This is a genomic window from Nonomuraea sp. NPDC049504 (genome assembly GCF_040676845.1).
In the GTDB taxonomy this organism is placed as follows: Bacteria; Actinomycetota; Actinomycetes; order Streptosporangiales; family Streptosporangiaceae; genus Nonomuraea; species Nonomuraea salmonea.
This window is the reverse complement of record NZ_JBFAPT010000011.1, coordinates 181108-205962: the sequence shown is the minus strand read 5'-3', so window position 1 is coordinate 205962 and position 24855 is coordinate 181108. Positions and strand designations below refer to the sequence as shown.

General features: G+C 72.6%; 23 protein-coding genes. 17 read left to right on the top strand and 6 right to left on the bottom strand.

The window, feature by feature from the left end:
* Positions 1-84 precede the first annotated feature (84 nt).
* Positions 85-831: an alpha/beta hydrolase gene (locus tag AB0K28_RS22510; RefSeq protein WP_364373088.1), complete on the top strand. Its 747-nt coding sequence runs from the start codon at positions 85-87 to the stop codon at positions 829-831.
* Between the two features lie 172 nt (positions 832-1003).
* Here the strand turns inward: AB0K28_RS22510 and AB0K28_RS22505 are convergent, their stop codons facing one another.
* Entirely contained in the window at positions 1004-1765 is a 762-nt protein-coding gene (locus AB0K28_RS22505; RefSeq protein ID WP_364373085.1) for an SDR family oxidoreductase, read from the bottom strand.
* 140 nt (positions 1766-1905) lie between these two features.
* Here AB0K28_RS22505 and AB0K28_RS22500 point away from each other — a divergent pair, with 140 nt between their 5' ends.
* The 3 genes from AB0K28_RS22500 (at position 1906) to AB0K28_RS22490 (ending at position 5657) form a co-directional block, all read left to right on the top strand.
* Entirely contained in the window at positions 1906-4182 is a 2277-nt protein-coding gene (locus AB0K28_RS22500) for an ATP-binding domain-containing protein (RefSeq protein ID WP_364373082.1), read from the top strand.
* 141 nt (positions 4183-4323) lie between these two features.
* On the top strand, positions 4324-5301 hold the full coding sequence (locus AB0K28_RS22495) for a hypothetical protein (RefSeq protein WP_364373079.1): 978 nt from the start codon (positions 4324-4326) through the stop codon (positions 5299-5301).
* The gene (locus AB0K28_RS22490) at positions 5295-5657 is read left to right on the top strand and encodes a GntR family transcriptional regulator (protein WP_364373076.1); all 363 of its coding nucleotides are present in this window, start codon (positions 5295-5297) and stop codon (positions 5655-5657) included. Before AB0K28_RS22495 ends, AB0K28_RS22490 begins: the two co-directional genes overlap by 7 nt.
* Here the strand turns inward: AB0K28_RS22490 and AB0K28_RS22485 are convergent.
* Positions 5654-6115: a MarR family transcriptional regulator gene (locus AB0K28_RS22485; RefSeq protein WP_345407395.1), complete on the bottom strand. Its 462-nt coding sequence runs from the start codon at positions 6113-6115 to the stop codon at positions 5654-5656. The genes AB0K28_RS22490 and AB0K28_RS22485 overlap by 4 nt on opposite strands.
* Before the next feature lie 99 nt (positions 6116-6214).
* Here AB0K28_RS22485 and AB0K28_RS22480 point away from each other — a divergent pair, with 99 nt between their 5' ends.
* From AB0K28_RS22480 to AB0K28_RS22465, 4 genes are all read left to right on the top strand, one after another.
* The gene (locus AB0K28_RS22480; RefSeq protein WP_364373072.1) at positions 6215-9406 is read left to right on the top strand and encodes an efflux RND transporter permease subunit; all 3192 of its coding nucleotides are present in this window, start codon (positions 6215-6217) and stop codon (positions 9404-9406) included.
* Positions 9407-9475: 69 nt separating this feature from the next.
* Positions 9476-9961 (top strand): GNAT family N-acetyltransferase, encoded by a 486-nt coding sequence (locus AB0K28_RS22475; protein ID WP_364373069.1) that lies wholly within the window; start codon positions 9476-9478, stop codon positions 9959-9961.
* 55 nt (positions 9962-10016) lie between these two features.
* Positions 10017-10616 (top strand): helix-turn-helix domain-containing protein, encoded by a 600-nt coding sequence (locus AB0K28_RS22470; RefSeq protein ID WP_364373066.1) that lies wholly within the window; start codon positions 10017-10019, stop codon positions 10614-10616.
* Positions 10609-11874 carry an MFS transporter gene (locus AB0K28_RS22465; RefSeq protein ID WP_364373063.1) on the top strand — a complete coding sequence of 422 codons (1266 nt, stop codon included), beginning with the start codon at positions 10609-10611 and terminating at the stop codon, positions 11872-11874. The genes AB0K28_RS22470 and AB0K28_RS22465 overlap by 8 nt, the downstream gene beginning before the upstream one ends.
* A gap of 15 nt (positions 11875-11889) precedes the next feature.
* On the opposite strand, the gene AB0K28_RS22460 is transcribed toward AB0K28_RS22465, so the two are convergent.
* Positions 11890-12363: a cupin domain-containing protein gene (locus AB0K28_RS22460; RefSeq protein WP_345407367.1), complete on the bottom strand. Its 474-nt coding sequence runs from the start codon at positions 12361-12363 to the stop codon at positions 11890-11892.
* Between the two features lie 163 nt (positions 12364-12526).
* Here AB0K28_RS22460 and purB point away from each other — a divergent pair, with 163 nt between their 5' ends.
* The 3 genes from purB to AB0K28_RS22445 all read left to right on the top strand — a co-directional run bounded on the left by purB (position 12527) and on the right by AB0K28_RS22445 (position 16072).
* A complete protein-coding gene (gene purB / locus AB0K28_RS22455) occupies positions 12527-13957 on the top strand; it encodes an adenylosuccinate lyase (RefSeq protein ID WP_345407364.1) in 1431 nt (476 codons plus the stop codon).
* On the top strand, positions 13954-14835 hold the full coding sequence (locus tag AB0K28_RS22450) for a GNAT family N-acetyltransferase (protein ID WP_364373059.1): 882 nt from the start codon (positions 13954-13956) through the stop codon (positions 14833-14835). Before purB ends, AB0K28_RS22450 begins: the two co-directional genes overlap by 4 nt.
* A gap of 250 nt (positions 14836-15085) precedes the next feature.
* Complete coding sequence (locus tag AB0K28_RS22445; protein ID WP_364373056.1) at positions 15086-16072, top strand: DUF4037 domain-containing protein; 987 nt, start codon at positions 15086-15088, stop codon at positions 16070-16072.
* Positions 16073-16212: 140 nt separating this feature from the next.
* On the opposite strand, the gene AB0K28_RS22440 is transcribed toward AB0K28_RS22445, so the two are convergent.
* Entirely contained in the window at positions 16213-16779 is a 567-nt protein-coding gene (locus tag AB0K28_RS22440) for a DoxX family protein (RefSeq protein WP_364373053.1), read from the bottom strand.
* A gap of 137 nt (positions 16780-16916) precedes the next feature.
* Here AB0K28_RS22440 and AB0K28_RS22435 point away from each other — a divergent pair, with 137 nt between their 5' ends.
* Positions 16917-17792, top strand: a complete 876-nt coding sequence (locus AB0K28_RS22435; RefSeq protein WP_364373050.1) for a LysR family transcriptional regulator — start codon at positions 16917-16919, stop codon at positions 17790-17792.
* A 9-nt stretch (positions 17793-17801) separates the two neighbouring features.
* Here the strand turns inward: AB0K28_RS22435 and AB0K28_RS22430 are convergent, their stop codons facing one another.
* On the bottom strand, positions 17802-18380 hold the full coding sequence (locus AB0K28_RS22430) for a helix-turn-helix domain-containing protein (RefSeq protein ID WP_364373047.1): 579 nt from the start codon (positions 18378-18380) through the stop codon (positions 17802-17804).
* Positions 18381-18515: 135 nt separating this feature from the next.
* Between AB0K28_RS22430 and AB0K28_RS22425 the strand changes: the two genes are divergently transcribed.
* The 4 genes from AB0K28_RS22425 (at position 18516) to AB0K28_RS22410 (ending at position 22775) form a co-directional block, all read left to right on the top strand.
* On the top strand, positions 18516-19253 hold the full coding sequence (locus tag AB0K28_RS22425; RefSeq protein ID WP_345407337.1) for an SDR family oxidoreductase: 738 nt from the start codon (positions 18516-18518) through the stop codon (positions 19251-19253).
* A 488-nt stretch (positions 19254-19741) separates the two neighbouring features.
* Entirely contained in the window at positions 19742-21382 is a 1641-nt protein-coding gene (locus AB0K28_RS22420) for an FAD-dependent monooxygenase (RefSeq protein WP_364373043.1), read from the top strand.
* Positions 21379-21516 carry a hypothetical protein gene (locus AB0K28_RS22415; protein WP_364373040.1) on the top strand — a complete coding sequence of 46 codons (138 nt, stop codon included), beginning with the start codon at positions 21379-21381 and terminating at the stop codon, positions 21514-21516. The genes AB0K28_RS22420 and AB0K28_RS22415 overlap by 4 nt, the downstream gene beginning before the upstream one ends.
* Positions 21513-22775: a serine hydrolase domain-containing protein gene (locus AB0K28_RS22410; protein ID WP_364373037.1), complete on the top strand. Its 1263-nt coding sequence runs from the start codon at positions 21513-21515 to the stop codon at positions 22773-22775. Before AB0K28_RS22415 ends, AB0K28_RS22410 begins: the two co-directional genes overlap by 4 nt.
* Positions 22776-22786: 11 nt before the next feature.
* Here AB0K28_RS22410 and AB0K28_RS22405 read toward each other — a convergent pair whose 3' ends face one another.
* A complete protein-coding gene (locus AB0K28_RS22405; protein WP_364373034.1) occupies positions 22787-23659 on the bottom strand; it encodes an AraC family transcriptional regulator in 873 nt (290 codons plus the stop codon).
* Between the two features lie 75 nt (positions 23660-23734).
* Between AB0K28_RS22405 and AB0K28_RS22400 the strand changes: the two genes are divergently transcribed.
* Positions 23735-24811 carry a saccharopine dehydrogenase NADP-binding domain-containing protein gene (locus tag AB0K28_RS22400; RefSeq protein WP_364373031.1) on the top strand — a complete coding sequence of 359 codons (1077 nt, stop codon included), beginning with the start codon at positions 23735-23737 and terminating at the stop codon, positions 24809-24811.
* Positions 24812-24855 lie beyond the last annotated feature (44 nt).

Below are 24855 nucleotides of genomic sequence, written 5' to 3'. Positions count from 1 at the left end.
AACGCTGAGACAGGTCGGGGCTCCCTCGTTCACGTGGCGTGGGGAGCGCCCGCGTAGAGTCCTCCCGAAAGGCGTGGAACGCTGATGCGCTTCACCTCCCTGACGTCGTCCGACGGCGTCACCGAACAGTTCTTCACCCTCGATGACGTTCCCGGCGTCCTGTGGACGCCGCAGGCCGCCGGGCCGAGCCCGCTGATCCTGCTCGGTCATGGCGGCGGTCAGCACAAGACCGCCCCGGGCGTCGTCGCCCGCGCCCGCCGCTACGTCGCCGCGGGCTTCGCGGTGGTCGCGATCGACGCGCCGAACCACGGCGACCGGCCCAAGGACGAGGAGTTCGGCCGGATCGTGGCCGGGCTGCGGGGAGGCGGCGACCCGGGCGCGCTGGTCGCCGCCATGCACGCACACCTGGCCGGGCAGGCCGTCGCCGAGTGGCGGGCGGTGCTGACCGCCGTGCGGCGCCTCGACGAGGTCGGCGACGGCCCGGCCGGTTACTGCGGCCTGTCGATGGGGTGCGGGCTCGGCATCCCGCTCATCGCGGCGGAGCCCAGGATCGGCGCGGCGGTCCTGGGCCTGCTCGGCGCCGACGGCCTGGCCGGGGAGGCCGCCCAGGTCAAGGTGCCGGTGCGGTTCCTGCTGCAGTGGGACGACCGGCTGGTGCCGCGCGAGCGTGGCCTGGCCCTGTTCGACGCCCTGGGCACGTCTGACAAGACGCTGCACGCCAACCCCGGCGGGCACGGCGACGTGCCGGCGTTCGAGGTGGACGATGAGGCGCGCTTCTTCGCCCGCCACCTGGCTCGGTCGAGGGCGAACGGCTCCAGTTCGAAGCGGTAGCGGACGTCATCCTCGCCAGCCGGGCCAGCCCCTCCTCGGCCCGGCTGGAGGGCAGAAGGCGCCGGGTCGTTGCGCTCCTCATGGTCCGGAGCCGTCGGAAGGCTCCTCGCCGGGGAAGAAGATCGGGCTGAGCACGCGTCCTGGCTCCGTTGGCGGGGCAGGAGGCGTCCGGTCAGTGGACGGCGAACCCGCCGTCCACGAAGAGCATCTGGCCGGTGATGAACGAGCAGGCCTCGCTCGCGAGGAACACCGCGGCGCCGCCGAAGTCCTGCGGCAGCCCGTTGCGGCCCACCATGTGGCGGGCGGCGAGGGCCTCGACGCGGCCGGGGATGGCCTGGGCCTCGGCGGTGAGCGGGGTGAGGACGAAGCCGGGGATGATCGTGTTGACGCGCACCCCGTCGGCCGACCACGCCTCGGCCTGGGAGCGGGTGAGCCCGGCGAGCGCGGCCTTGAAGGCGCCGTAGATGCCGCTGTCGCCGAAGGCCCTGATCGACTGCTGGGAGCCGACGTTGATGATGCGGCCCCAGCCGCGGGCGGCCATCTTGGGTCCGTAGTGCTGGCCCAAAAGGTAGGGGGCGGTGAAGTTGACGGCCAGGGTGCGCTCATAGTCGTCCTGGGTGAGGTCGGCCATGGGCTTGCGGATGTTGTTGCCGGCGTCGTTGACGAGGATGTCGATGTCGCCTGCCGTGGCCAGGACGCGTTCGACGTCGTCGCGCTCGCCGAGGTCGGCGGCGATGGCGGAGGCGGTGACGCCGTGCTCGCGCATGCGGGTGACGGCCTGGTCGAGCGCGCTCTGTGTCCGGGCGACGATGACGACTTCGGCTCCGGCGCGGCCCATGGCCTCGGCCATGGCGTACCCGATCCCGGAGCTGCCACCGGTGACCAGGGCGCGCCGGCCGTGGAGGGAGAAGAGTTCCCGCAGATAGTCCGACATGGACAGGCAAGCTAGCACTCTGCGGTGCGGAGGAAGAGAAGGGGGGCGATTGCGCGCGGGCATGCGCGGGCGTTAAGCTCGTACGTCCATCACATCAAGACGGAGCTGTTACAGCCCTCCTGTTAGGAGTATATCAGCGAATGACTAATCGTCAAGATGGTCTCGCCGAAGCCCTTGACACCGAGCAGCGCACCGTGTCGTGGCTGTACGGCCGGCTCGACGCCGCCAGGGAGCGGGCGCGGGCGACGCTGCGCGAGGTGTACGCCAGGGGCGGCGCGGTCGGCACCTGCCAGGCGATGGTGGAGCGCGAGACGATGGCCGCGGAGCAGGCGCGCCGGCTGGCGCAGCTCGACGCGGTCGAGCGGGGCCTGTGCTTCGGCCGCATCGACGACGGCGAGGGCCGCAGCACGTACATCGGCAGGATCGGGCTGCGCGACGAGGCTCACGAGTCGGTGCTCATCGACTGGCGGGCGCCGGCGGCGCGGCCGTTCTACGTGGCGACCGCCACCGATCCCGGCGGGCTGGTGCGGCGGCGGCACCTGCATCTGAAGGACCGCGTGGTGGTCGGCATCGACGACGAGGTGTTCGACCTGGAGGGCATGGCCGAGGGCGAGCGCCGCACGCTGGTGGGCGAGGCGGCGCTGCTGGCGGCGCTGCGCCGGGGCCGTACGGGGCGGATGGGCGACGTGGTGGCCACCATCCAGACCGAGCAGGACCGGGTGATCAGGGCCGGGTTGCAGGGGGCGCTGGTCGTGCAGGGCGGGCCGGGCACCGGCAAGACGGTGGCGGCGCTGCACCGGGCGGCGTACCTGCTCTACACCCACCGCGACACGCTGGAGCGGCGCGGCGTGCTGGTGGTGGGCCCCAACCCGATGTTCCTGCGCTACATCAGCCAGGTGCTGCCGGCGCTGGGGGAGACGCAGGTGGTGATGACCACGGTCGGGGAGATGTTCCCCGGGGTGCGGGCGGCGGCGGTGGACGCGCCGGCGCCGGCGGTGGTCAAGGGCGACCTGCGGATGGCCGGGCTGGTCGCCGAGGCGCTGCGGCGGCGGCAGCGGGTGCCGGACGGCGAGCTGGTGGTGGAGCTCGACGGGCTGCGGCTGCGGGTGCCGCACGAGACGTGCCTGCGGTTGCGTGAGCGGGCGCGCGCGGTGCGGCTGCCGCACAACATGGCGCGCAAGCTGTACGTCGCCGAGCTGCTGAAGGAGCTGGCCAGGGCCGAGGCGCGGGCGCTTGAGGAGTCGCTGCACATCGAGGACCTGCAGATCGAGGGCGAGCCCGAGCTGAGTGAGCCGCTGGATCTGGAGGGCGACCTGGACGAGCTGGACATTGAGCTGGCTTCGCGGCGCCTGTGGGGTGAGCCGGAGGTGCGGGCGGCGGTGGAGGAGCTCTGGCCTGAGCTGACGCCGCAGCGGTTCGTCGCCGAGCTGCTGTCGTCCCCGGACGAGCTCGAGGCGGCCGCTCCTGCGGGGCTGGCGTGGCGCGAGCTGGTGCGGCCGCTGGAGTCGCCGTGGACGGCGGGCGACGTGCCGCTGCTGGACGAGGCGGCCGAGCTGCTGGGCGAGGACGACTCGGCGCGGCGGGTGGCCGCCCGGCTGGAGCGGGAGGAGCAGGCCGGGCAGGAGCGGTACGCGGCCGAGGTGCTGCAGGTCACGGGCGTGGCCGAGCAGGGCATCCTGGATCGGGCCGACGTGCTGGCCGAGCGGCACGCCGACGACGGCATGGGGCTGACGACGGCGGACCGGGCGGCGGCGGACCGCTCGTGGGCGTACGGGCATGTGATCGTGGACGAGGCGCAGGAGTTGTCGCCGATGGCGTGGCGGATGGTGATGCGGCGGGTGCCGGCCAAGTCGCTGACGGTCGTGGGCGACCTGGCGCAGACCGGTTCGGCGGCGGGTGCGCGGTCGTGGGGCGAGGTGCTGGACCCGTACCTGGAGGGCCGGTGGCGGGTGGAGCGGCTGGAGGTCAACTACCGGACGCCGGTGGAGATCATGCGGGTGGCGGCCGACGTGTTGCGGGCGTTCGCGCCCGGGCAGGAGCCGCCGGAGTCCGTACGCGAGGGCGAGGCGGAGCCGCGTGCCCTGGAGCTGCCCGTGGACGGGCTGCCCGGGGTGGTGGGCGAGGAGCTGGCGGTCGTCGGGGAGGGCCGGCTGGGCGTGCTGACCCCTGACGCGCGGCACGCGGAGGTGTCGGCGCTGTTCCCCGACGGCGGGCTCGAGGCGCCCGTCGCGGTGCTGACGGTGGGGCAGGCCAAGGGGCTGGAGTTCGACGCGGTCGTGGTGGTGGATCCCGCGGGCATCCTGGGGCAGTCGCCGATGGGCGGCCAGGACCTGTACGTGGCGGTGACGCGGGCGACGCGGCGGCTGACGGTGGTGTACGAGGGCGAGCTGCCGTCGGTGCTGTCCCGGCTGACTTAGAAATCTACATTGTAAAGGCGCCGGGCTGGTCTTGATCATTCCGGCGCCTCCCTACCCTGCACCGATGGCCAAGGGGCTTGCGCCTGCGGCGTCCGACGCCTTTTATAGTGTTATAGCCACAGCCAAACAGTGGGAGCCCTCATGAAGGACTACGCCGCCCAGGGCCGGTTACGGCGGCTGGCGATCGCGGTGCTCGGTCCGCTCCCGATGTTCCTGGTGCCGGTGCTGCTGGTCGCGACCATGGGTGATGAGCTGCCTGAGCGGGTGCGGGTGCACGGCTGGTCGTTCGCGACGCGGGTGGAGTTCACCTGGCAGGCGTGGTCGGCGCAGCCGGTGTGGGGGCTGCTGGTGTGGGCGGAGGCGCTGTCGGTGCTGGCGTTTCTGTCGTTCTGGCATGTGCCGTGGGGGCAGCGGGTGGTGGCGGCGCTGGGCGTGGTGACGGGTTCGGTGATCCCGGTGGCGTGGGGGTTGTGGGCGCTGGGGCTGACGGCGACGCTCGGGGGTGCGGCGGCGCCTGGTCTGCCGTTGGTGGTGAAGGTGGCGGGGTATGCGGCGGCGTTCGGGCTGGGGTGGTGGCTGGCGGGTGCGCTGCCGCGGCATCCGGAGGCGGACGGGCCGGTGCCGCCGTGGGTGCGGGTGCGGCCGATCGGTGCGGCGGAGCGGGTGATGTTCGTGACGTCGTTGTGGTCGTGGCGGCGGGTGGTCGTGGGTGGCTTGATGCTGGTGGGGGTGGTGTGGCTGGCGACGCGGGGGTTGGATTGGCCGTGGCTGGGGTTTTTGGTGCTGGTGGTGCTGGGGGTGTTCGAGGCGTCGCAGGCGTGGTGCCGGTTGCAGGTGGATGCGGGTGGGGTGTCGGTGGCGTTGCCGTGGTTGCGGGTGCGCAGGTCGGTGCCGTGGGGGTGGGTCCGGTACGCGGAGGTGGGGGATCGGGTGCCGAAGGGCCGCTATAAGTGGGATGACAGTAGTTGGGGGTGGGGTGCGGTGGGTGGGAGGGGGCCGGTGCTGGTGGTGTGGCTGGCCGATGGTCGCCGGTTGGTGTTCTCGACGCCGGAGGCGGAGACGGGGGCGGCGTTGGTGAACGGGTGGTTGGAGCGGTTGAGGGGGTCGCGGTCGTGCTGATCACGGTGGATTTCGCGGCGGGGCAGCCGTTGTCGGATCAGGTGGCGGGTGCGGTGCGTGCCGCTGTGGCGAGTGGGGCGGCGAAGCCGGGTGATCGGTTGCCGTCGGCGCGGACGGTGGCGTCGTCGCTGGGGATCAATCTGCACACGGTGTTGCGGGGGTATCAGCAGTTGCGTGATGAGGGGTTGGTGGAGTTGCGGCGGGGGCGTACGGCGGTGATCTCGGGGTCTGCTGATGGGTTGCGGGTGCGGTTGGAGGATGCGGCGCGGGAGTTCGTGGTGGCGGCGCGGCGGGCGGGGGCGTCGGATGCCGAGGCGTTGGCGGTGGTGGAGCGGTTGCTGGGTGAGGTGCGTTAGCGGGTGGCTTGGTTGAGGTTGTCGGCGACGTCGCGGATGGTGCGGGTGACCTGGTCGAGGGCGCGCAGGGTCTCGGTGTCGAGGTGGGCCATGAGGCGTCGGTAGTGTTCGACGCCGGCGTTGTTGATCTCTTCGATGAGGTCGGTGCCGGCGGGGGTGAGTTCGACGCGGCGTACGCGGCGGTCTTGGGGGTCTTCGTGGCGGCTGACGAGGCCGTGGGCGACGAGGCGGTCGACGATGCCGGTGACGGTGCCGAGGCCGACGCCGAGGTCGTGGGCGAGGTCCTGTCCTGAGGCTGAGCCGTTGATGGACAGGAGCATGATGACTTTGAGTTGTCTGAGGGTGAGGTTGGAGGTGAACAGGGGGGATTGGTGTTGCTGGGCGAACAGGCGGGCGAGGGCCCGCTGTGTCTCGTTGATCCGGTGGATCAGTTCTTCGCGTTCGTTGTTCACGCTCACCTCTCGCTTCCTGAGAAGGTTATCAGGAATGCTTGACGCGGTTAAATATTCGTTCAAGGCGAAGTGTTAGTCTGGGGCGAACTCTTGGAGGGGGAGCCTGTGACCGCATTCGCCCGGTTGAGCCTGGTCAACCGCAGTTTGGTGATCTTGCTGGCGGTCGTGCTCAGCGCTTTCGGCGTGTTCACGATCCCGCAGTTGAAGCAGCAGTTGCTGCCGTCGTTGTCGTTCCCTGGCGCGTTCGTCGTGGCGGCGTATCCCGGGGCGTCGCCGGAGATCGTCGAGGATCAGGTGACGGCTCCGATCGAGGAGTCCTTCCAGGGGCTTGCCGGGATGGAGCAGATGACCTCGACGTCGAAGGAGGGCCTGGCGCAGATCCAGGTGGCCTTCGAGTACGGCACCGACATCGAGGCGTCGCTGAACAAGATGCAGCAGGCGATCAACCGGGCGGCGTTGCCTGATGGGGTGGATCCGCAGGTGGTCGCGGGTAACACCGATGACATCCCGGTGATGGTGCTGGCGGTGGGCGACGGCGGCGACGAGCGGGCGATGGCCGACAAGTTGCGGCGGATCGCGGTGCCGGAGTTGCAGGGCGTTGAGGGCGTACGGGAGGCGTCGGTCACGGGCACCCGTGACGAGGTCGTCACGATCGAGCCGGACGCGAAGAAGATGGCGCTGGCGGGGGTTTCGGCGGCGCAGATCCCTGAGGTGCTGAAGGCGAACGGGACGCCGATTCCGGCGGGCACGCTGACGACGGACGGCAAGTCGCTGACGGTGCAGGTGGGCTCGCGGGTCGACTCGGTGACGAAGCTGAAGAACCTGTACCTGACGCCCGCCCAGCCGCAGGCTCAGGCTCAGCCCTCCCAGGCGCAGCTGGCGCAGCAGGCTCAGCAGCAGGCGGCGCGGCCGAGGCCGCTCAAGCCGGTGAAGCTGGGTGACGTCGCGGAGATCAAGCGGGGCCTGGCGGAGGCGACGACGATCACCAGGACGGCCGGCAAGCAGAGCCTGGGCCTGTCGGTGACGATGGTGCCGGACGGTAACGCGGTGGCGATCTCGCATGACATCCGTGAGAAGCTGCCGGAGCTGACGAAGGCTTTGGGGGATTCGTCGGACACGGCGGTGTCGGTGGTGTTCGACCAGGCGCCGTATGTGGAGCAGTCGATCGAGAGCCTGACGACGGAGGGCCTGCTGGGCCTGGTGTTCGCGGTGCTGGTGATCCTGGTGTTCCTGCTGTCGGTGCGTTCGACGCTGGTGACGGCGGTGTCGATCCCGTTGTCGGTGGTGATCGCGCTGCTGGTGCTGTGGGCGGGTGACTATTCGCTGAACCTGCTGACGCTGGGCGCGCTGACGATCGCGGTGGGCCGGGTGGTGGACGACTCGATCGTGGTGCTGGAGAACATCAAGCGGCATCTGGCCTACGGCGAGGCGAAGTTCCAGGCGATCTTGACGGCGGTGCGTGAGGTGTCGGGGGCGGTGACGGCCTCGACGTTGACGACGGTGGCGGTGTTCGCGCCGATCGCGCTGGTGGGCGGCATGGTGGGTGAGCTGTTCAGCCCGTTCGCGATCACGGTGACGGTGGCGTTGCTGGCGTCGCTGGTGGTGTCGCTGACGGTGGTGCCGGTGCTGGCGTACTGGTTCCTGGGGGCTCCTGACCTGTCGCCTGAGGAGGCGCGTAAGCAGCGTGAGGAGGCCGAGGCGAAGGAGTTGCGCTCGCCGTTGCAGCGGGCGTATCTGCCGGTGCTGCGGTTCGCGACGCGGTTCAAGCTGGTGACGATCCTCATCGGGGTGGCGGTGTTCGTCGCGACGATGGGTCTGGCGGGCAGTTTGCGGACGAACTTCCTGGACGCCTCCGGGCAGAACACGTTGTCGTTGTCGCAGCGGATGCCGGTGGGCACGGATCTGGTGACGACGGACAAGGCGGCGGCGAAGGTCGAGGAGGTGCTCGCCGATCAGGAGGGTGTGGAGACGTACCAGGTGAACGTCGGTGGCGGGAACGCCATGACGGGTGGTCTGGGCGGTGGCGCGGATCGGGCGTCGTTCTCGGTGACGCTGGGTGAGGACGTCGATGCCGCGGTGGTGGAGCGTGAGCTGCGGGAGAAGATCGACGGCCTGTCGGGTGTGGGTGAGGTGACGGTCGGCGGTGCCGGTGGTGGCGGGTTCGCGACGGACACGGTCGAGGTGATCGTGCGGGCGGCGGACGTCGAGGCGTTGCGTGCGGCGACGGACCAGGTGAAGACCGCGATGGAGGGTGTGGGCGGTCTGCAGGATCTGTCGTCGAACCTGGAGTCGAGTGCGCCGCGGGTCGAGGTCGTGGTGAACCGGGAGAAGGCGGCCGAGCGCGGCCTGTCGGAGGCCGCGGTGGGTCAGGCGGTGGCGCAGGCGTTCCGTGGTGCGCCGCTGGGGCAGATCACGCTGGAGGGCCGGGCGAGCGATCTGGTGTTGCGGGGTGCGGAGGCGCCTGAGGACATCGAGGCGGTCAAGGATCTGCGGTTGCCGACGGCCGGTGGGCTGGTGTCGCTGTCGTCGGTGGCGTCGGTGCGGCAGGTGGACGGGCCGACGCAGGTGACGCGGATCGACGGTGAGCGTTCCGCGACGGTGTCGGCGCGGGCGGCTGATGCGGGGAATCTGGGTGCGGTGACGCAGGAGCTGACGGAGAAGCTGGACGGGCTGGATCTGGGTGCGGGGGCGTCGTACGAGATCGGTGGTGTGTCGGCGGATCAGGCGGACGCGTTCGCGGATCTGGGGATGGCGATTCTGGCGGCGATCGCGATCGTGTTCATGATCATGGTGGCGACGTTCCGGAGTTTCGTGCAGCCGGTGATCTTGCTGGTGTCGATTCCGTTCGCGGCGACGGGCGCGATCGGGCTGCTGGTGGCGACGGACACGGCGCTGGGCGTGCCGGCGTTGATCGGGGTGCTGATGCTGGTCGGCATCGTGGTGACGAACGCGATCGTGCTGATCGACCTGATCAATCAGTACCGTGAGCGCGGTATGGGCGTGGTGGAGGCGGTGATCGAGGGTGGCCGGCGGCGGTTGCGGCCGATCCTGATGACCGCGGTGGCGACGATCTGCGCGTTGACGCCGATGGCGCTGGGTGTGACGGGGTCGGGCGGGTTCATCTCGCAGCCGCTGGCGATCGTGGTGATCGGCGGGCTGGTGTCGTCGACGCTGCTGACGCTGGTGCTGGTGCCGACGCTGTACGTGGTGGTGTCGCGCCGCCGTGACGACGGCCCGCGTCACGCGGCGGGCGAGTCTGTGGCGAAGAAGGAGGAGGTGGCCGCTCACCCGGTCTGATCTGCAGGCGCGCGCCCGGCGGGGGTCGTTCCCCGCCGGGCGCGTTCGCGTGTGTGCATGCTGGTGGGCATGAGCATGGAGGACGTGGTGCGGGTCCGGCCCGTGCGTGCGGAGGACCGTGACGCGGTGCTTGCCTTGGCGGGCCGGCTGACGGAGGGTGTGGCCGAGTGGCGTGACGCTCAGGCGGTGGTGGCGGCGGCCCGTGATTGGCTCGCCGCGTTCCTGAGTGCGGGTGATGCGGCGCGGGGGGCGGTGTTCGTGGCGGTGGCGGGGGTTGAGGTGGTGGGGGTGGTGTCGGTCAACACGCAGGACCATTTCACGGGGACGCCGGAGGCGTACGTCGGGGAGCTGGCGGTGGCCGCGCACGCCGTGCGGATGGGGGTGGGGCGCCGGCTGGTGGCGGCGGCCGAGGGGTGGGCGCGTGGCCAGGGGGTGCGTCACCTGACCTTGGAGACGGCGGCGGGTAATGCGGCCGCGCGGGGTTTCTATGCGTCGCTGGGGTTCCGTGAGGAGGCGGTGCGGTTGACGCGTGTGCTGGATGCGGGTGAGCCGTAGCCCGATTCCAAAGGTTTCCTTGACATGTTGGTGCCGTGCGGTGAGTATTCCAAGCATGTCTTTGGAATCTTGGAGGGAGCGGCCGCGGCAGACGCTGGACGATCCGGCCGCGATGCGGGCGTTCGCCCATCCTGTGCGGCTGGCGCTGCACGAGCTGCTCATGCGGTCGGGGGCGATGACGGCGGCCGACGCGGCGCGGGAGGTCGGGGTCAGTCAGGCGCTGGCCTCGTACCATCTGCGGCAGCTGGCCCGGTACGGCTTCGTCGAGCAGGCCGAGGCGCGCGACGACCGGGAGCGGCCGTGGAAGGTGACGTCGCTGACGCAGGACTGGTCCGACGTCGACACCAGCCCCGAGAAGTCGGCGGCGCGGGGGCTGCTGGAGCAGGTGATGGCCGAGCGGGCGCTGGCGCGGCTGGCCGAGTGGCAGGAGCGGCGCGGTGCGGAACCGGAGGAGTGGCGGCAGGCGGGCGGGATCGGCACCTCGTACCTGTATGTGACTCCTGAGGAGCTGGCCGAGCTGGACGAGGGGATCGGGCGGCTGCTGGAGCCGTTGATGGCGCGCATCGCCGACGCGTCCGAGCGGCCTGAAGGGGCGCGGCCCGTTCAGCTGACCACCCTCCTGGTGCCGCTGCCGGAGACCGGTAGCGGTGACTGAGGCCGGCGGGACGAGGGCGCGGCAGGACGGTGGGCTGCGGGAGTTACTCGGGGCGAACCGGGACTATCGGCGGCTGCTGTCGGCCGGGCTGATCTCGCAGACCGGCGACTGGGTGATCAGCACCGGGCTGGCCTACCACGTGTACGTGCTGACCGGCTCGACCCTGTCGAGCGCCGTCATGCTGCTGGCCGCCCGCCTGCCGGACGTGCTGCTCGGGTCGGTGGCCGGGGTGCTGGCCGACCGGTGGGACCGGCGGCGGCTGCTGGTGCTGGCGGACGTGCTGCTCGGGCTGGGGTTGCTGCCGCTGCTCGCGGTGCGCGAGCCGGGCCAGGTGTGGATCGTGTACGCGGTCGCGCTGTGGACCGGGGTGCTGAGCACGGTGCTGTTCCCCGCGCAGAAGGCGCTGGTGCCGCAGATCGTGCCCGGCTCCCAGCTGGTCAGGGCCAATGCGCTGACCGGGCAGAGCGGTCAGGCGGCCCGGCTGCTGGGGGCGCTGGCCGGTGGGGTGGCGGTCGGGGCGGGCGGTCTTGGTGCGGTCGTGGGGATCGGGACGGCCGGGTTCCTGGCCTCGGCGCTGCTGCTGGCCGGGCTGCGACCGCCCGCCCACGCGGTCGTGGCGGCGCGGGAGGGGGTGGGCGGGCAGTGGCTGGCGGGGCTGCGGCTGGCGCGGACGAGTCCCGGGGTGCGGCTGCTGCTGGCGTACATGATGATCACCGGGCTGGGTGAGGGGATCTTCTCGACGCTGGCGGCGCCGTTCGTGGCCGGTGTGCTGGGCGGGGACGGCGACGCCTACGGCCTGTTCCTGTCGGCGCAGGCGGTCGGCGGGATCGCGGGCGGGCTGGCCCTGGCCGCCAGGCCAGGCCGTCTCACGCCGCGGGCGTTGTTCGGGTGGGGGACGGTGGTGTTCGGGCTGGCGGATCTGGCGTTGTTCACCTATCCGCTGCTGACGTCGCAGGTGTGGCCGGCGATGGTGCTGATCGCGCTGGCCGGGTTCCCCGCGGCGGCGTCGATGGCGGGGCTGACGACGTTCGCGCAGACGGTGGCGGGCGCCGATCGGGCGGGCATGGTGTTCGGGCTGATCGTCACCGCCCAGGCCGGCACGTCACTCATCGGGACGTCGCTGGCGGGCGTGCTGGGCGGGCGCATGGGCATCATCCCGACGCTCTGCCTGCACGCGGGCGGGCTCATGCTGGCGGGGCTGCTCGTCGTCGCAGGCTCACGAAGGGGACAGGACGGGGCGCCCCGGGTAAGGCCCTGACCGCCGCCGCCACGGCTAATCCTCGATCTTCAGCTGGGAGCCGGTGTCGGCGATGAAGATGACCAGCAGCCTGCCCTGCTGGGTGCGGCTGGTGTTCTCGGTGAGGACGTGGTGGGCTCCGGGCTGCTCGGTCCAGTCGTCCCCTTGCCGGTAGGTGCGGACGGGCTCCCCGGCGAGCTGGCTGCGGAAGGTGCCGTCCAGGACGTAGGCGTAGACGAAGGCGGTGCCGTGGCGGTGCGGCCCCGCGCGGCCGCCGGGTGGGAACGTCACCAGGGCCGAGGTGAACGTCTTGCCCTCGACGCCGGGCAGCGCCTGTTCGAGCAGCGGTTCGAGGGTCTCCTCCGGCGCCTCGGTCGTGGTGGCGACGGCGGGTGCGCGGCCCGCGGCGCCGGTGGCGTGCTGGTGGGAGGGGGCGCAGGAGGTGGCGGTCAGCAGGCCGGTCACCGCTGTGGCCGCAAGGAGGCCGCGGGCGGGGTGGGATCGGTTCATGGTGGCTGTCCCCGTTCTGCTCCGATGTACGGCTGGGCGTCAGCTGTCCGGGGCGGGTGCGGGTTAACCAGGGGCCGGTTCAAGTCTTGGTGTGGCCGGGAGTGCGGCTGGGGACCCCCTGACCTGCACGCCGCCGGGGGCGGTGTGAATACACTTGTCCAACGTGACTTCCAAGCCGCGTATCCCCAATGTCCTGGCCGGCCGCTACGCCTCGGCGGAACTGGCCCGTCTGTGGTCACCCGAATACAAGATCATCGCTGAGCGGCGGTTGTGGCTGGCGGTGCTGCGGGCACAGGCCGAGCTGGGCGTGGCGGTGCCCGAGAGCGCGATCGCCGACTACGACAAGGTGGTCGAGCAGGTCGATCTCGACTCGATCGCGGCGCGTGAGCGGGTGACGCGGCACGACGTCAAGGCCCGCATCGAGGAGTTCAACGCGCTGGCCGGGCACGAGCAGGTGCACAAGGGCATGACCTCGCGCGACCTGACCGAGAACGTCGAGCAGCTGCAGGTGCGCGACAGCCTGCTGCTGGTCCGCGACCGGGTGGTGGCGCTGCTGGCCCGCCTGGCGCAGCTGGCGCAGGAGCACGAGGCGACGGTGATGGCCGGGCGCTCGCACAACGTGGCGGCGCAGGCCACGACGCTCGGCAAGCGGTTCGCGACGGCGGCCGACGAGCTGCTGGTCGCCTACCGGCGGCTGGAGGAGCTGATCGCCCGCTACCCGCTGCGTGGCGTCAAGGGGCCGGTCGGCACCGCCCAGGACATGCTCGACCTGCTGGGCGGCGACCAGGGCAAGCTGGCCGCGCTGGAGGAGCGGGTGGCCGCCCACCTGGGGTTCGAGCACCGCTTCACCAGCGTCGGGCAGGTCTACCCCCGCTCGCTCGACTTCGAGGTGGTCACCGCGCTGGTGCAGCTGGCCGCCGCGCCGTCGTCGCTGGCCAAGACGATCCGGCTGATGGCCGGGCACGAGCTGGTCACCGAGGGGTTCAAGGAGGGGCAGGTCGGCTCCTCGGCGATGCCGCACAAGATGAACACCCGCTCCTGCGAGCGCGTCAACGGCCTGGCCGTGATCCTGCGCGGCTACGCCTCGATGGTGGGTGAGCTGGCGGGCGACCAGTGGAACGAGGGCGACGTGTCGTGCTCGGTGGTGCGCAGGGTCGCGCTGCCGGACGCGTTCTTCGCCTTCGACGGGCTGGTGGAGACGATGCTGACGGTGCTGGACGAGTTCGGCGCGTTCCCCGCGGTCATCACCGCCGAGCTGGGCCGCTACCTGCCGTTCCTGGCCACCACGAAGATGCTGATGGCGGCGGTGCGGGCCGGGGTGGGCCGCGAGCAGGCGCACGAGCTGATCAAGGAGCACGCGGTGGCCTCGGCGCTGGCGATGCGCTCGCGCGGCGCCTCCAACGAGCTGCTCGACCGGCTCGCCGCCGACGAACGCTTCCCCCTCGGCCGGGCGGAGCTGGAGAGCCTGCTGGCCGACCGGGTGTCGTTCACCGGCGCGGCGGCCGACCAGGTGCAGGCCGTGGCGCAGGCCGTCGGCACGGTCGTGGCCGAGCACCCGGAGGCGGCCGCGTACCGGCCAGGGGCGATCTTGTGATCAGGCGGCTGCGGTCGGAGGCGGAGCTGGCCGCCGCCTGCGGTGACGACGACCTGGTGATGTGGACGGCGCAGGGCCTGCGCGGCGGCGCGCGGGCCTGGGCGCTGGGGGACGCGGTGGTGGCGAGCTGCCCGGCCATCTCGCGTCACGACCGGTTGGCCGTCTGGGGCGACACGTCCGCCGCTGTGGAGCTCGTGGAGCATGCGCTGGCCGAAGTGGGGCCGGCGTACCGGCCGTGGGGTGAGCTGGAGCTGCTGGTCGACGTCACGGCGAAGGTCGGCGTGCTGCGCGAGGGCGGCCGCTTCTCCTGGATGAGCCTGCCACCCGCGGACGATCGGATGAGCGCACCTCCTGCGGCCGGCCGGCCCGACGCTGGAACGCCCCCGCCTTCTGCGGCGGGTCGTCCGGACGACGGGGTACGCCGGCCCTTTGGGGTCAGCCGTCCCGCCGATGGGGTGCGCCGGCCTTCCACCGCCCGCGCCGCCGAGGATGGTGCAGGCGGCGGGGTGATGTGGCTGGAGGATGAGGCGGAGGTTTCGGCGCTGCTGGCCGCCGACGCCCCGCACTCCTACGCCGTGCCCGGTATGGCGGGGATTCGCCGCTGGGCCGGGATCCGGGTGGACGGGGAGCTGGCGGCGGTCGCCGCCGACGCCTGGCCCGCCCCCACCGTCGGCTTCCTCGCCGGGGTGGCCACCAGGGCGCGCTTTCGCGGGCGGGGGCTGGCCCGGCTGGTGTGCGGGTGGGTGACGCGGGAGCTGGTGGCGGCCCACGGGCGGGCCACGCTCATGGTGGACGACGACAACGACGCCGCGATCGCCGTGTACGAGCGGCTCGGCTACGGCCGCCGCCGCGTCATGGCCGCACGCGTCACCCCCTGAATCACGACCCCCCGCCGCGACCCACCGGTTCTCACCGCGCCGCCTCGACCCCAGCCGGCCCGCGCCGATCCCGCGCCCCCGCCGCCCGCGCCGCCCCGTGCCGCCCCGTCCCGGTTCGCGCGCGGCTGCCGGGGTGTTCGGGCCTGTGGAAAACCGGGTGAGGTTCGGCGGGCGCTGGGGCAAAGTTGACGGCGTGATGACGGATTTCGTACCTGGTATCGAATTGTCGCGTTCCTTCTATGGTGAGGTCGTGGCTCCGCTGGTGTCGGGCGTGCCGCACGCGGCGGCGTTGATCGGGCCAGGATCTGAGGTGCTGGCGTTCGACACGGCCCGCTCCGCCGACCACGACTGGGGCCCCAGGGTGCTGGTGTTCGTGGCGGCGGGCCGGGTGGCGGAGGTGGAGGAGCGGGTGGTGGCCGGGCTGCCGGAGCGGTTTCGCGGCTTTCCCACCGTGTTCGGCTACCACGGGCAGGTGCGGCCCGGGGTGACGGTGACGGAGCTGGGGCGGTGGCTGGTGGAGCGGCTCGGGTTCGACCCGCGTTCGGGGGTGGGGCTGCTGGACTGGCTGTCGTCGCCGTGGCAGAGCCTGGCCGAGGTGACGGGCGGGGAGGTGTTCCACGACGGGCTGGCCGAGCCGGGCCTTGAGGCGGTCAGGCAGGCGCTGCGCTGGTATCCGGCGGATGTGTGGCGGTATGTGCTGGCCTGTCAGTGGCGGCGCATCGCGCAGGAGGAGCCGTTCCCCGGCCGGTGCGGCGAGGTGGGCGACGAGCTCGGCTCGGCCGTGGTGGGGGCGCGGCTGGCGCGGGAGGTGATGCGGCTGGCGCTGCTGCTGCGCCGGCGCTATCCCCCGTACGCGAAATGGCTGGGCAGCGCGCTGGCCCGGCTGCCCGGCTCGGCGGAGCTGGGCGAGTCGCTGGGGGCGGCGCTGGCGGCGCGGTCGTGGCGCGAGCGTGAGGACGGGCTGGCCGCCGCGTACGGGCGGCTGGCGGCGCTGCAGAACCGCGTCGCTCTGGCCGAACGGCTGGACGAGCGGGTACGCGGCTTCCACGACCGGCCGTTCCGGGTGATCGGCGGCGACCGGTTCGCCGAAGCGCTGATGGCGGCGGTGTCGGACCCGGCGGTGCGGGGGCTGCCGGTCGCCGGGTGCGTGGATCAGGTGGTGGACGCGGTGGACGTGCTGACCCGGCCGGACCGCGCCCGCGCGGTGACGGCCGCGGCGCTCGGCCTGACCACCTGACCACCTGACCCGCGACCGGCCCCGGCACCCCGCACCCGGCACCCCCGCACCCGGCACCCCCGCACCCGGCACCCGGCACCCCCGCACCCGGCACCCCCGCACCCGGACCTCCGTGACCGGCCCCCCGTAACCAGCAGGGGTCAGAACTGGGTGACGGTCATGGTGTACCAGGTGGGCAGGAACGTCAGCAGGACCACCGCGGCGAGTACCGCGATCGCGCCGAGCAGGCGTGGCCTGGTCAGGCTCGCGGGGGCGACGGGCCGCGACCGCCACCGGCCGGCCGCCACGACGGCGGTGGGGGCGCCGAGCAGGAGGTTGGCGGGCACCAGCGCGAGCTCGCCGCGCACGATGTGGAAGCCGGCGGCGAGGATCATGGTCAGGGTCAGGCCGGCGGCGGCCAGCGGGGTCAGGGCGGGCGCGACCCTGGTCATCGCGGGCAGCAGCAGGCCGATCCCGCCGAGCACCTCGGCGGCGCCGATGAAGACGATCAGCGGCTGGGGGACGGCGGCGTACCAGGCGACGGCGTCGGGCGCGGCCGCGTACAGGGCGGCGTCCCACATGAGCACCTTGCCGAAGCCGCTGCCGGCGAAGAAGAAGCCGAACACTGCCTGCAACGCCCACAGGACGCCGTTGAAGGTGACCTTCACCCCTCCCTTGCGGGGCTTGGCGCGCTCGGCGCGCGGTGAGCCGGTGACGTGCACAGTCATATCGGGTACCACTTTCCGTTTCACGAGGGGATGCGTCCGCGCAGCGGACGGGCCAAGCCTGGCGCGGGCCGGTGCGGGCGGCAACGCCAGGTCCGATAATGTGCGTTAACCTCTCGCTTAACGATGAAAGAGCGCGCGTGGAGCTGCGGGACATCGAGATCTTCCTGACGCTGGCCGAGGAGCTGCACTTCGGCCGTACCGCCGAGCGGTTGCACGTGACGCCGGCCCGCGTCAGCCAGGCGGTCAAGAAGCAGGAGCGGCGCATCGGGGCCGCGTTGTTCGAGCGCAGCAGCCGGGCGGTGGCGCTGACGCCGATCGGCCGCCAGTTGTTCGCCGACCTCGCGCCCGCCTACCGGGGGCTGCATGAGGGGATGGAGCGGGCGATCCGGGCGGCGGGCGGCAAGAGCGGGGTGCTGCGGCTGGGCATGCTGTCGAGCAACGTGCAGGACTTCCGGCCGCTGCTGGACGCCTTCCACGCCCGGCATCCCGCGTGCGAGGCGCGCATCCGGTACGTCGGGTTCGGTGATCCTTTCGGGCCGCTGCGCGAGGGCGAGGTGGACGTGCAGATCGCGTGGCTGCCGGTCAGGGAGGCGGATCTGACGGTGGGGCCGGTGGTGCGGGTCGAGCCGGTCGTGCTCGCGGTCGGGGCCGGTCACCGGCTGGCTGGGCGGGAGGCGGTGTCGTACGAGGATCTGGCCGAGGAGGTCGTGATCGGCGGGGCCAGGCCCGACTACTGGCGTCAGGCCCTCGTGCCGGCCTGCACTCCGAGCGGGCGGCCGATCCGCATCGGGCCGGTCGTGACCGCCGAGAGCGAGCTGCTGCCGATCCTGTCCAACGGTGAGGCGGTCGCGCTGGTGCACTCTCACGCCGCCCGCTACCACGCCCGGCCGGACATCGCCTACGTGCCGGTGCGGGACGCGCCGCCGGCGCGGTGGGCGCTGCTGTGGCGCACGGCGGCGGAGACCGACCTGATCCGCTCCTTCGCCCGCGCCGCCCGGAGTCTCGCCACGTAGAGGGGGTGTCTACCGGGCGGGCTGGATGCGCAGGCCGTCGAGGGTGAGGTCGAGCAGGCGTTCGGCCTGGGCGCGCTGGTCGGCGCGGGGGCAGGTGTGGGCGATGCCGGTCAGCGCGGCGGTGAGGTCGGCGGAGGTGATGTCGCCGCGGATCGCGCCGGCCGCCGCGCAGGCCTCCATGAGGGTAGTGACGGCGGCCTGGATCATGGCGCGGCTGTTGCCGTAGGGGTTGTCGCCGGTGGCGGCGATGGCCTGCAGGGCGTCGGCCATGCCGTGTTTGGTGGTGACGTAGTCGAGGAACAGGCGGGTCCAGGCGCGTAGCGCGGCCAGGGGCGGGTGGGCGTCGAGCAGGCCGGGCACGGCGTCGCACAGCTGGGCGACCTCGTTGCGGTAGACCGCCTCGATGAGGGCCTGGCGGGTGGGGAAGTTGCGGTAGAGGGTGGCGGTGCCGACGCCGGCCTCCCTGGCGATGCGTTCGAGGTGGGCGTCCAGGCCCTCGCCGGCGAAGACGCGTGCCGCCGCCTGGATGATCTTGTCGCGGTTGCGGCGCGCGTCGGCGCGCAAGGGGCGTGCTGCGTCGTCGCTCATCGCGGTGCCCGGCTCCTCTCCGTTTGCTGAACGGAGGCGCGCCCACTTATGGTCGAGCTAAGTGGTGGCGCCTCCACTTCTTCATCGTAGGTCATCCGCGGCCTGCGCACACCCATCGGGGAAGGACAGCCGATCATGACAGGAATCGCCGGGAAGGTCGTCGCGATCACCGGAGCCAGCAGCGGGATCGGCGAGGCCACGGCCATGTACCTGGCCGAAAGGGGCGCCAGGCTCGTGCTCGGCGCCCGCAGGAAGGAGCGGCTGCAGGCGGTGGCCGAACGCATCACCGCGGCCGGCGGCACGGCCACCGCGGCCGTGGTCGACGTGACCCGCCGCGCCGACCTGCGCACGCTCACCGGCACCGCGCTCGACCTGCACGGCCGGCTCGACGTGCTGGTCTCCAACGCCGGCACCATGGCCGTCTCGCCGTTCGACGAGCTGCGCCAGGACGACTGGGACGCCATGGTCGCCACCCACGTCACCGGCCTGCTCAACGGCATCGGCGCCGCCCTGCCCGTCTTCCGCCGCCAGCGGGCCGGCCAGTTCGTCAACGTCGCCTCCACCGCCGCCTACGTCATCAAACCGCCCCAGGGCGTCTACGCCGCCACCAAGACGGCGGTGAAGGTGCTGACCGAGGCGCTGCGCCAGGAGGCGGGACCGCACCTGCGCGTCACCCTCGTCTCCCCGGGCTTCACCGACACCGAGGGCGTCGGCAAGGGCGGCAGCCCGCAGGTGGCGGCGGCGTTGGCGCGCCGGAGCGAGGAGATCGCCATGCCGCCCTCGGCGGTGGCGGCGGCGATCGGGTTCGCGATCGAGCAGCCCGACGGGATCGACGTCGGCGAGGTGGTGATCCGGTCCACCGCCCAGGACTGACCCGGAGTCAGGGCAGGGGGCCCAGGTCGCGGATGATGCCGGCCAGGGCGCGGACGGCCTCGCTCTCGGCCTTGGTGCGCCACACCAGCGCGTACGGCAGCGGCTCCAGATCCGTCACCGGCAGATAGGCGATGTCAGGACGCGCCCACTACCGGCTGATACGGGCGGGGAAGAGCACGACGAGCCCGTCCATGCCGGCCGGCGTCATGGCCTCCTCGGCCGGTGATCGGTGGCCACGGCCAGCCCCCGCTGCTCGGCGAACAGCCACGCCTGACCTGCTCCGTTTACTCCTGCTGAAGGTGATCTTCCGGGTTTCGCCGTTGTTCCAGGGGTTCACCGTACTTGATGCTTGATTCCGAACGAACGGGGTGAACACGGACACGACGGCGGCGCGCCCGCTCTACCGCGCCCGCCCGTTCGATGAACGACGTGTGGATCACCCTCCGCCCGGCCATCGGCTGATGGCCGGGCCCGAAGAAAGGCCCTCATTGATCGAGCGACCCGCCGGGGACGAGCATGCCGACGTCGTCATCGTGGGAGCCGGCCCGACCGGTCTCATGCTGGCCGCCGAGCTGCGCCTGGCCGGCGTGCGGCCCCTGGTGCTGGAACGCCGGCCGCGGTCCCGCGACGTCCCCAAGGCCGGCGGCCTGGGCGGCCAGATCCTGCACCTGCTGCACTTCCGGGGCCTGCTGGAATGCTTTCAGGCCGCCTGCACGGGCCCGATGCCCGCGCCCCGGTTCCCGTTCGGCGGCGTGCACCTGGACTTCACCGGCGTGCAGAACCCGCCCATGCACGCCCTGCCGCTGCCCCAGCAGGTGCTGGAGCGGCTGCTCGCCGAACGCGCCGAGGAGCTCGGCGTCGCCGTGCGGCGCGGGCACGAGGTGAGCGCGCTCACCCAGGACGAGAGCGCGGCGCGGGCCGAGGTGCTCGGACCTGACGGCCCCTACCGGGTGAGCGCCCGCTACGTGGTGGGCTGCGACGGGGCGCGCAGCCGCGTCCGCGAGCAGGCCGGCATCGCGTTCCCCGGCACCACCTATCCCGAGGTCAACCGGCTGGCCCAGGTCACCCTCGCCGACGAGGTCACCGTGCTCGGAAACGGCGACTTGGAGGTGCCGGGCTCCGGCGTCGTGCGCGCCGGGTTCACCCGCACCGAGCACGGCCTGTTCGGCTGCGGCTCCGCGCCCGGCAGCCGGTCGGTCTCCCTCTACACGGCCGAGGACGAGAACGCCGACTACGACGACGACTCCCCGATGACCCTGACCGAGCTGCAGGACAGCGTCCACCGTGTGCTCGGCGCCCGCCTGCCGATCGCCGGATCGACGCGGCTGTCGCGCTTCACCTTCTCGGCCCGCCAGGCCGAGCACTACCGGCAGGGACGGATCCTGGTGGCCGGCGACGCGGCCCACCTGTTCCCCGCCACCGGGGTCGCGCTCAACGCGGGCCTGCTGGACGCGGTCAACCTGGCCTGGAAACTGGCCGCCCACCTGCACGGCACCGCACCCGATGGCCTGCTGGACACCTACCACGCCGAGCGCCGCCAGGCCGCCGCCCGCACCCTGCTGCACACCCGCGCCCAGGTCGCCCTGCGCCGCGGCCACGACCAGGCCGCCGAAGCGCTGCGCGAGCTGTTCACCGAACTGCTCGCCGACGAGCCGGCGCTGCGCCGCCTGGGCGCCCTCGTCGCCGGCGGCGACATCCGCCACCCCATGCCCGGCACCGGCCACCACCCCCTGGCCGGCGCCTTCGCGCCCGACCTCACCCTGCACACCGGCCAGGGCGTCACCAGCGTGGCCGCCCTCATGCACGCCGCCCGGCCCGTCCTGCTCGACCTGGCCGGCCGCCCCGAACTCCACGAGATCGCCCGCGCCATCGCCGGCGACGTCGTGGACGTCCACGAGGCCAAGGCCGCCGACCGCGACGTGGACGCGCTGCTCATCCGCCCGGACGGGCACGTCGCCTGGGCCGCCGCCCTGGACGAGCCCGCCGGCATCGCCACGCCGGCGCTGCGCACGGCCCTGGCCGCCTGGTTCGCGGCGCCAGGAGCAGCAGGCTCACCGAACCCACCGTCGACTGCCACGACCCGGAACGGCTCGCCGCCTGCGGGTGCGCCGCTCGGGGATTCGAGGTGATCGACCGGCACGCCGGCACGGTCGAGATCGGCTCCTGGGAGCCGCGCTTCGATGAACCGCGCGTGCACCCGGCGGCCGCCGGCCAGGAACCGGAACGGCGGCCTCATCAAGACGACTTCATGACGACTTCATGACTACTCCAGAACAACTTCAGGACAAGGAGACGACAGACATGGCGAACGGCTTCTCCGAGCAGGGGCTGCTCAGGCTGAGGGACGTGCTGGCACGGCACGTCGACTCCGGGCGGATCCCCGGCCTGGTCGCCCTGGTCAGCCGCGGCGGCCAGACCCACGTCGAGGCGCTGGGCACCATGCAGCACGACGGCGGCGCGCCGATGCGGCGCGACACGATCTTCCGGATGGCCTCCACCTCCAAGCCGGTCACGATCGCCGCCGCGATGGTGCTGCTGGACGAGTGCCGGCTGCGCCTGGACGACGTGGTCGAACCGTGGCTGCCCGAGCTGGCGGACCGCAAGGTGCTGAGGAGCATCGGCGCCGACCTGGACGACACCGTGCCGGCGCGGCGCCCGATCACCGTACGGGACGTGCTCACCTCCACCTTCGGCCTCGGCATGGACATGACCGCGCTGGGCACCCCGATCCTCAACGCGATCTTCGAGCGGGGCCTGACCCCGAACCTGCCGGTCGAGGTCCCCGAGCAGGACGAGTGGATGCGCCGCCTCGGAGAGCTGCCGCTCATGCACCAGCCCGGCGCGCAGTGGCAGTACCAGATCAGCAGCGACCTCGTCGGCGTGCTCGTCTCCCGTGTGAGCGGCCAGACGTTCGGCGACTTCCTGCACGAGCGCGTCTTCGAGCCGCTCGGCATGCACGACACCGCCTTCCATGTGCCCGCCGACCAGCTGGACCGGCTGCCCACCCTTTACGCCCCCGACCCCGCCACGGGCGAGTTCCTCGCCTGGGACGAGCCCAAGAACGGTCGCTGGAGCAGCCCTCCGGCGTTCCAGGGCGGCGGAGGCGGCCTGGTCTCCACCGCCGACGACTACCACGCCTACTTCCGCATGCTGCTCAACGGCGGCGTCCACGAAGGCCGGCGCATCCTGTCGCGGCCCGCCGTCGAGCTGATGACCACCAACCAGCTCACCCCCGAGCAGAACGCCGCCCGCACCGCCCTCGCCCGCGACAGCGTGCACATCTCCTTCGGCCAGGGCCAGCAGGGCGGCTGGGGCATGGGCATGGCGGTGCGCACCTACCGCGGCGACTACGCGCCGATCGGCCAGTTCGGCTGGGACGGCGGCAGCGGCACCTCCGCCTACGCCGACCCCGCCAACGGCCTCACCGGCATCCTGCTCTGCCAGCTCGGCTACACGGTGCCCAGCCCGGCCCATCTGATGAGCGACTTCTGGACCACCCTCTATCAGGCCGTCGACGACTGACACGGCGCCGGCTACCCGGCGTCGGGATGCAGTGCGGGGGCGTGCCGTCGGTAGGCGGCGGGCGGGAGGCCGTACTGGCGTTTGAAGGCGTGGGTGAAGGTGTACTGCGAGCTGTAGCCGACCTGGCGGGCGATGACGTGGACGGGCGCGTCGCCGCCGCGCAGCAGCCGGGCGGCGGTCGCCATGCGCCACCACGTCAGGTACGCCAGCGGCGGCCGCCCGGCCAGGGCGGTGAAGCGGCGGGCGAACGCGGCCCGCGACAGGCTCGCCCGCGCCCCCAGCTCCTCGACCGTCCACGGATGGGCCGGGTCGGCGTGCACGGCCCGCAGGGCGGCGGCCACGGCGGGATCGTGCAGGGCCGCCGCCCACCCGGAAGGTGAGTGGCCGCCGGCGTGTCGGTCCTCGAACCAGGCGCGCAGGATGTAGAGCAGCAGCAGGTCGAGCAGGGTGAGCAGGACGGCCTGCGAACCCGGCCTGTCGTCGTCGTCCAGCTCTGCGCCGAGCAGCTCGAGCGCGGCGCGCAGCTGCCCGTGCCGGCCCACCCGGGCCGGCAGGTGGACGACGTCGGGCAGGTCGTCCAGGAGCGGGTGCGCGGCCGACCCGTCGAGCAGGTACGCCCCGCACAGCATCTCCACCGCCGGCGACCCGTCGCAGCCGGCCAGGGTGTGCGCCGATCCGCGCGGCAGGAACGCCACGTCGCCCGGCCCCAGTGTCACCGGCTCGCCCTGCGCCGGGGTCAGCCGGCACGTCCCCTCCAGCACGACGTGGAACCCGGCGGCCGGGACCGCCGCGAAGTGCTCGCAGAACGGGGCGGACCTGGCCACCCGCCGTGAATGGGGCCGCCCGGTGCGGGCCGCGTTCACCACATCAGACAGTACGTCCACACCCCCAGCTTAGAGACGATGGCGCAAATGGGGGCGCGCCTGGGTTATTCCAGCGTCTCGCGGTGGAGCCGTAGCGTGGCTGCGCGGATCACCGAGGAGGAGACGTACATGAAGATCGCTGTCTATGGCGCGAGCGGCTACCAGGGCGGGCTCGTGCTCGCCGAGCTGGCACGGCGCGGCATCGAGCCCGTCGCGGCCGGGCGGGACGCCGCCCGCCTGGAGAAGGCCGGCGCGCCCTGGCGCGTCGCCGCGGCAGGCGACCACGAAGGACTGGTGAGCGCGTTCGCCGGCTGCGACGCCGTCGTCAACTGCGCGGGCCCGTTCACCGTCACGGGCGCGGCCGTGGTGCGCGCCGCGATCGCCGCGGGCTGCCACTATGTCGACACCTCCGGCGAGCAACTGCACGTCAAGCAGGTCTTCGACACTTTCGCGACGCAGGCGCGCGAGGCCGGGGTGAGCGTGCTGCCCGCCGCCACCGACGGATGCGTCCCGGTGGACCTGCTGGCCCGCCTGCTGGCCGACCGTCTCGGGCCGCTCGCCGGCATCGTCACCGTGCACGCCGTCACCGGCGGCGGCATGTCGCGCGGGTCGCTGCGGTCGGTGGCCGAGACGATCGACGCCATCAGGGCGGGCGGCCTGATCTACTCCGGCGGCGACTGGCGCCCCGGCGGGGCCGCCCGCGGCGAGGTCCGGCTGCCCGGGCGAGCGGAGACGACGGCGGTGGCGGCGTTCCCGGTGCCGGAGGTGGTGACCATACCCCGGCACGTTCCCGTCCGGTACGTGGCGGGGATGACCGAGGCGGCGCTGGGGGAGCGGCTGAACAGCCCGCTCACCCCCGAGATGATCGACAGTCTGCCGGACGGGCCCGGCGCGGCGATCCGCCGCGCCCAGCGCTTCACCTATGTGCTGGACGCCACGGGTGCGGACGGGCGGCGGGCCCGCGGCGTCGTGCGGGGGAGCGACACCTACGGCACGACGGCGGTGATCGCCGTGGAGAGCGCCCGCCGGCTCGCGGCCGGCGACGCGGGGGCGGGGGTGCTGGCGCCCGGCCAGGCTCTGCCGCCGGAGGGGTTCCTGGACTTTCTCGGCGCGTACGGGGTGCGGTGGTCGATCGAGCCCTCGCACATATCCGACCTGTCCGATATTTCATGATCTACGTTGTAAAGGCGCCGGGCCGGTTCGCACATTCTGAAAAG

What these genes read in the sequence shown, in the direction of transcription:
- AB0K28_RS22425 (WP_345407337.1), top strand. Translation starts at nt 18,516, where the DNA reads ATGACAGGAATCGCCGGGAAGGTCGTCGCGATCACCGGAGCCAGCAGC.
- AB0K28_RS22440 (WP_364373053.1), bottom strand. Translation starts at nt 16,779, where the DNA reads ATGACTGTGCACGTCACCGGCTCACCGCGCGCCGAGCGCGCCAAGCCC.
- AB0K28_RS22470 (WP_364373066.1), top strand. Translation starts at nt 10,017, where the DNA reads ATGTCTTTGGAATCTTGGAGGGAGCGGCCGCGGCAGACGCTGGACGAT.
- AB0K28_RS22510 (WP_364373088.1), top strand. Translation starts at nt 85, where the DNA reads ATGCGCTTCACCTCCCTGACGTCGTCCGACGGCGTCACCGAACAGTTC.
- AB0K28_RS22500 (WP_364373082.1), top strand. Translation starts at nt 1,906, where the DNA reads ATGACTAATCGTCAAGATGGTCTCGCCGAAGCCCTTGACACCGAGCAG.
- AB0K28_RS22410 (WP_364373037.1), top strand. Translation starts at nt 21,513, where the DNA reads ATGACTACTCCAGAACAACTTCAGGACAAGGAGACGACAGACATGGCG.
- AB0K28_RS22505 (WP_364373085.1), bottom strand. Translation starts at nt 1,765, where the DNA reads ATGTCGGACTATCTGCGGGAACTCTTCTCCCTCCACGGCCGGCGCGCC.
- AB0K28_RS22475 (WP_364373069.1), top strand. Translation starts at nt 9,476, where the DNA reads ATGAGCATGGAGGACGTGGTGCGGGTCCGGCCCGTGCGTGCGGAGGAC.
- AB0K28_RS22430 (WP_364373047.1), bottom strand. Translation starts at nt 18,380, where the DNA reads ATGAGCGACGACGCAGCACGCCCCTTGCGCGCCGACGCGCGCCGCAAC.
- AB0K28_RS22495 (WP_364373079.1), top strand. Translation starts at nt 4,324, where the DNA reads ATGAAGGACTACGCCGCCCAGGGCCGGTTACGGCGGCTGGCGATCGCG.
- AB0K28_RS22460 (WP_345407367.1), bottom strand. Translation starts at nt 12,363, where the DNA reads ATGAACCGATCCCACCCCGCCCGCGGCCTCCTTGCGGCCACAGCGGTG.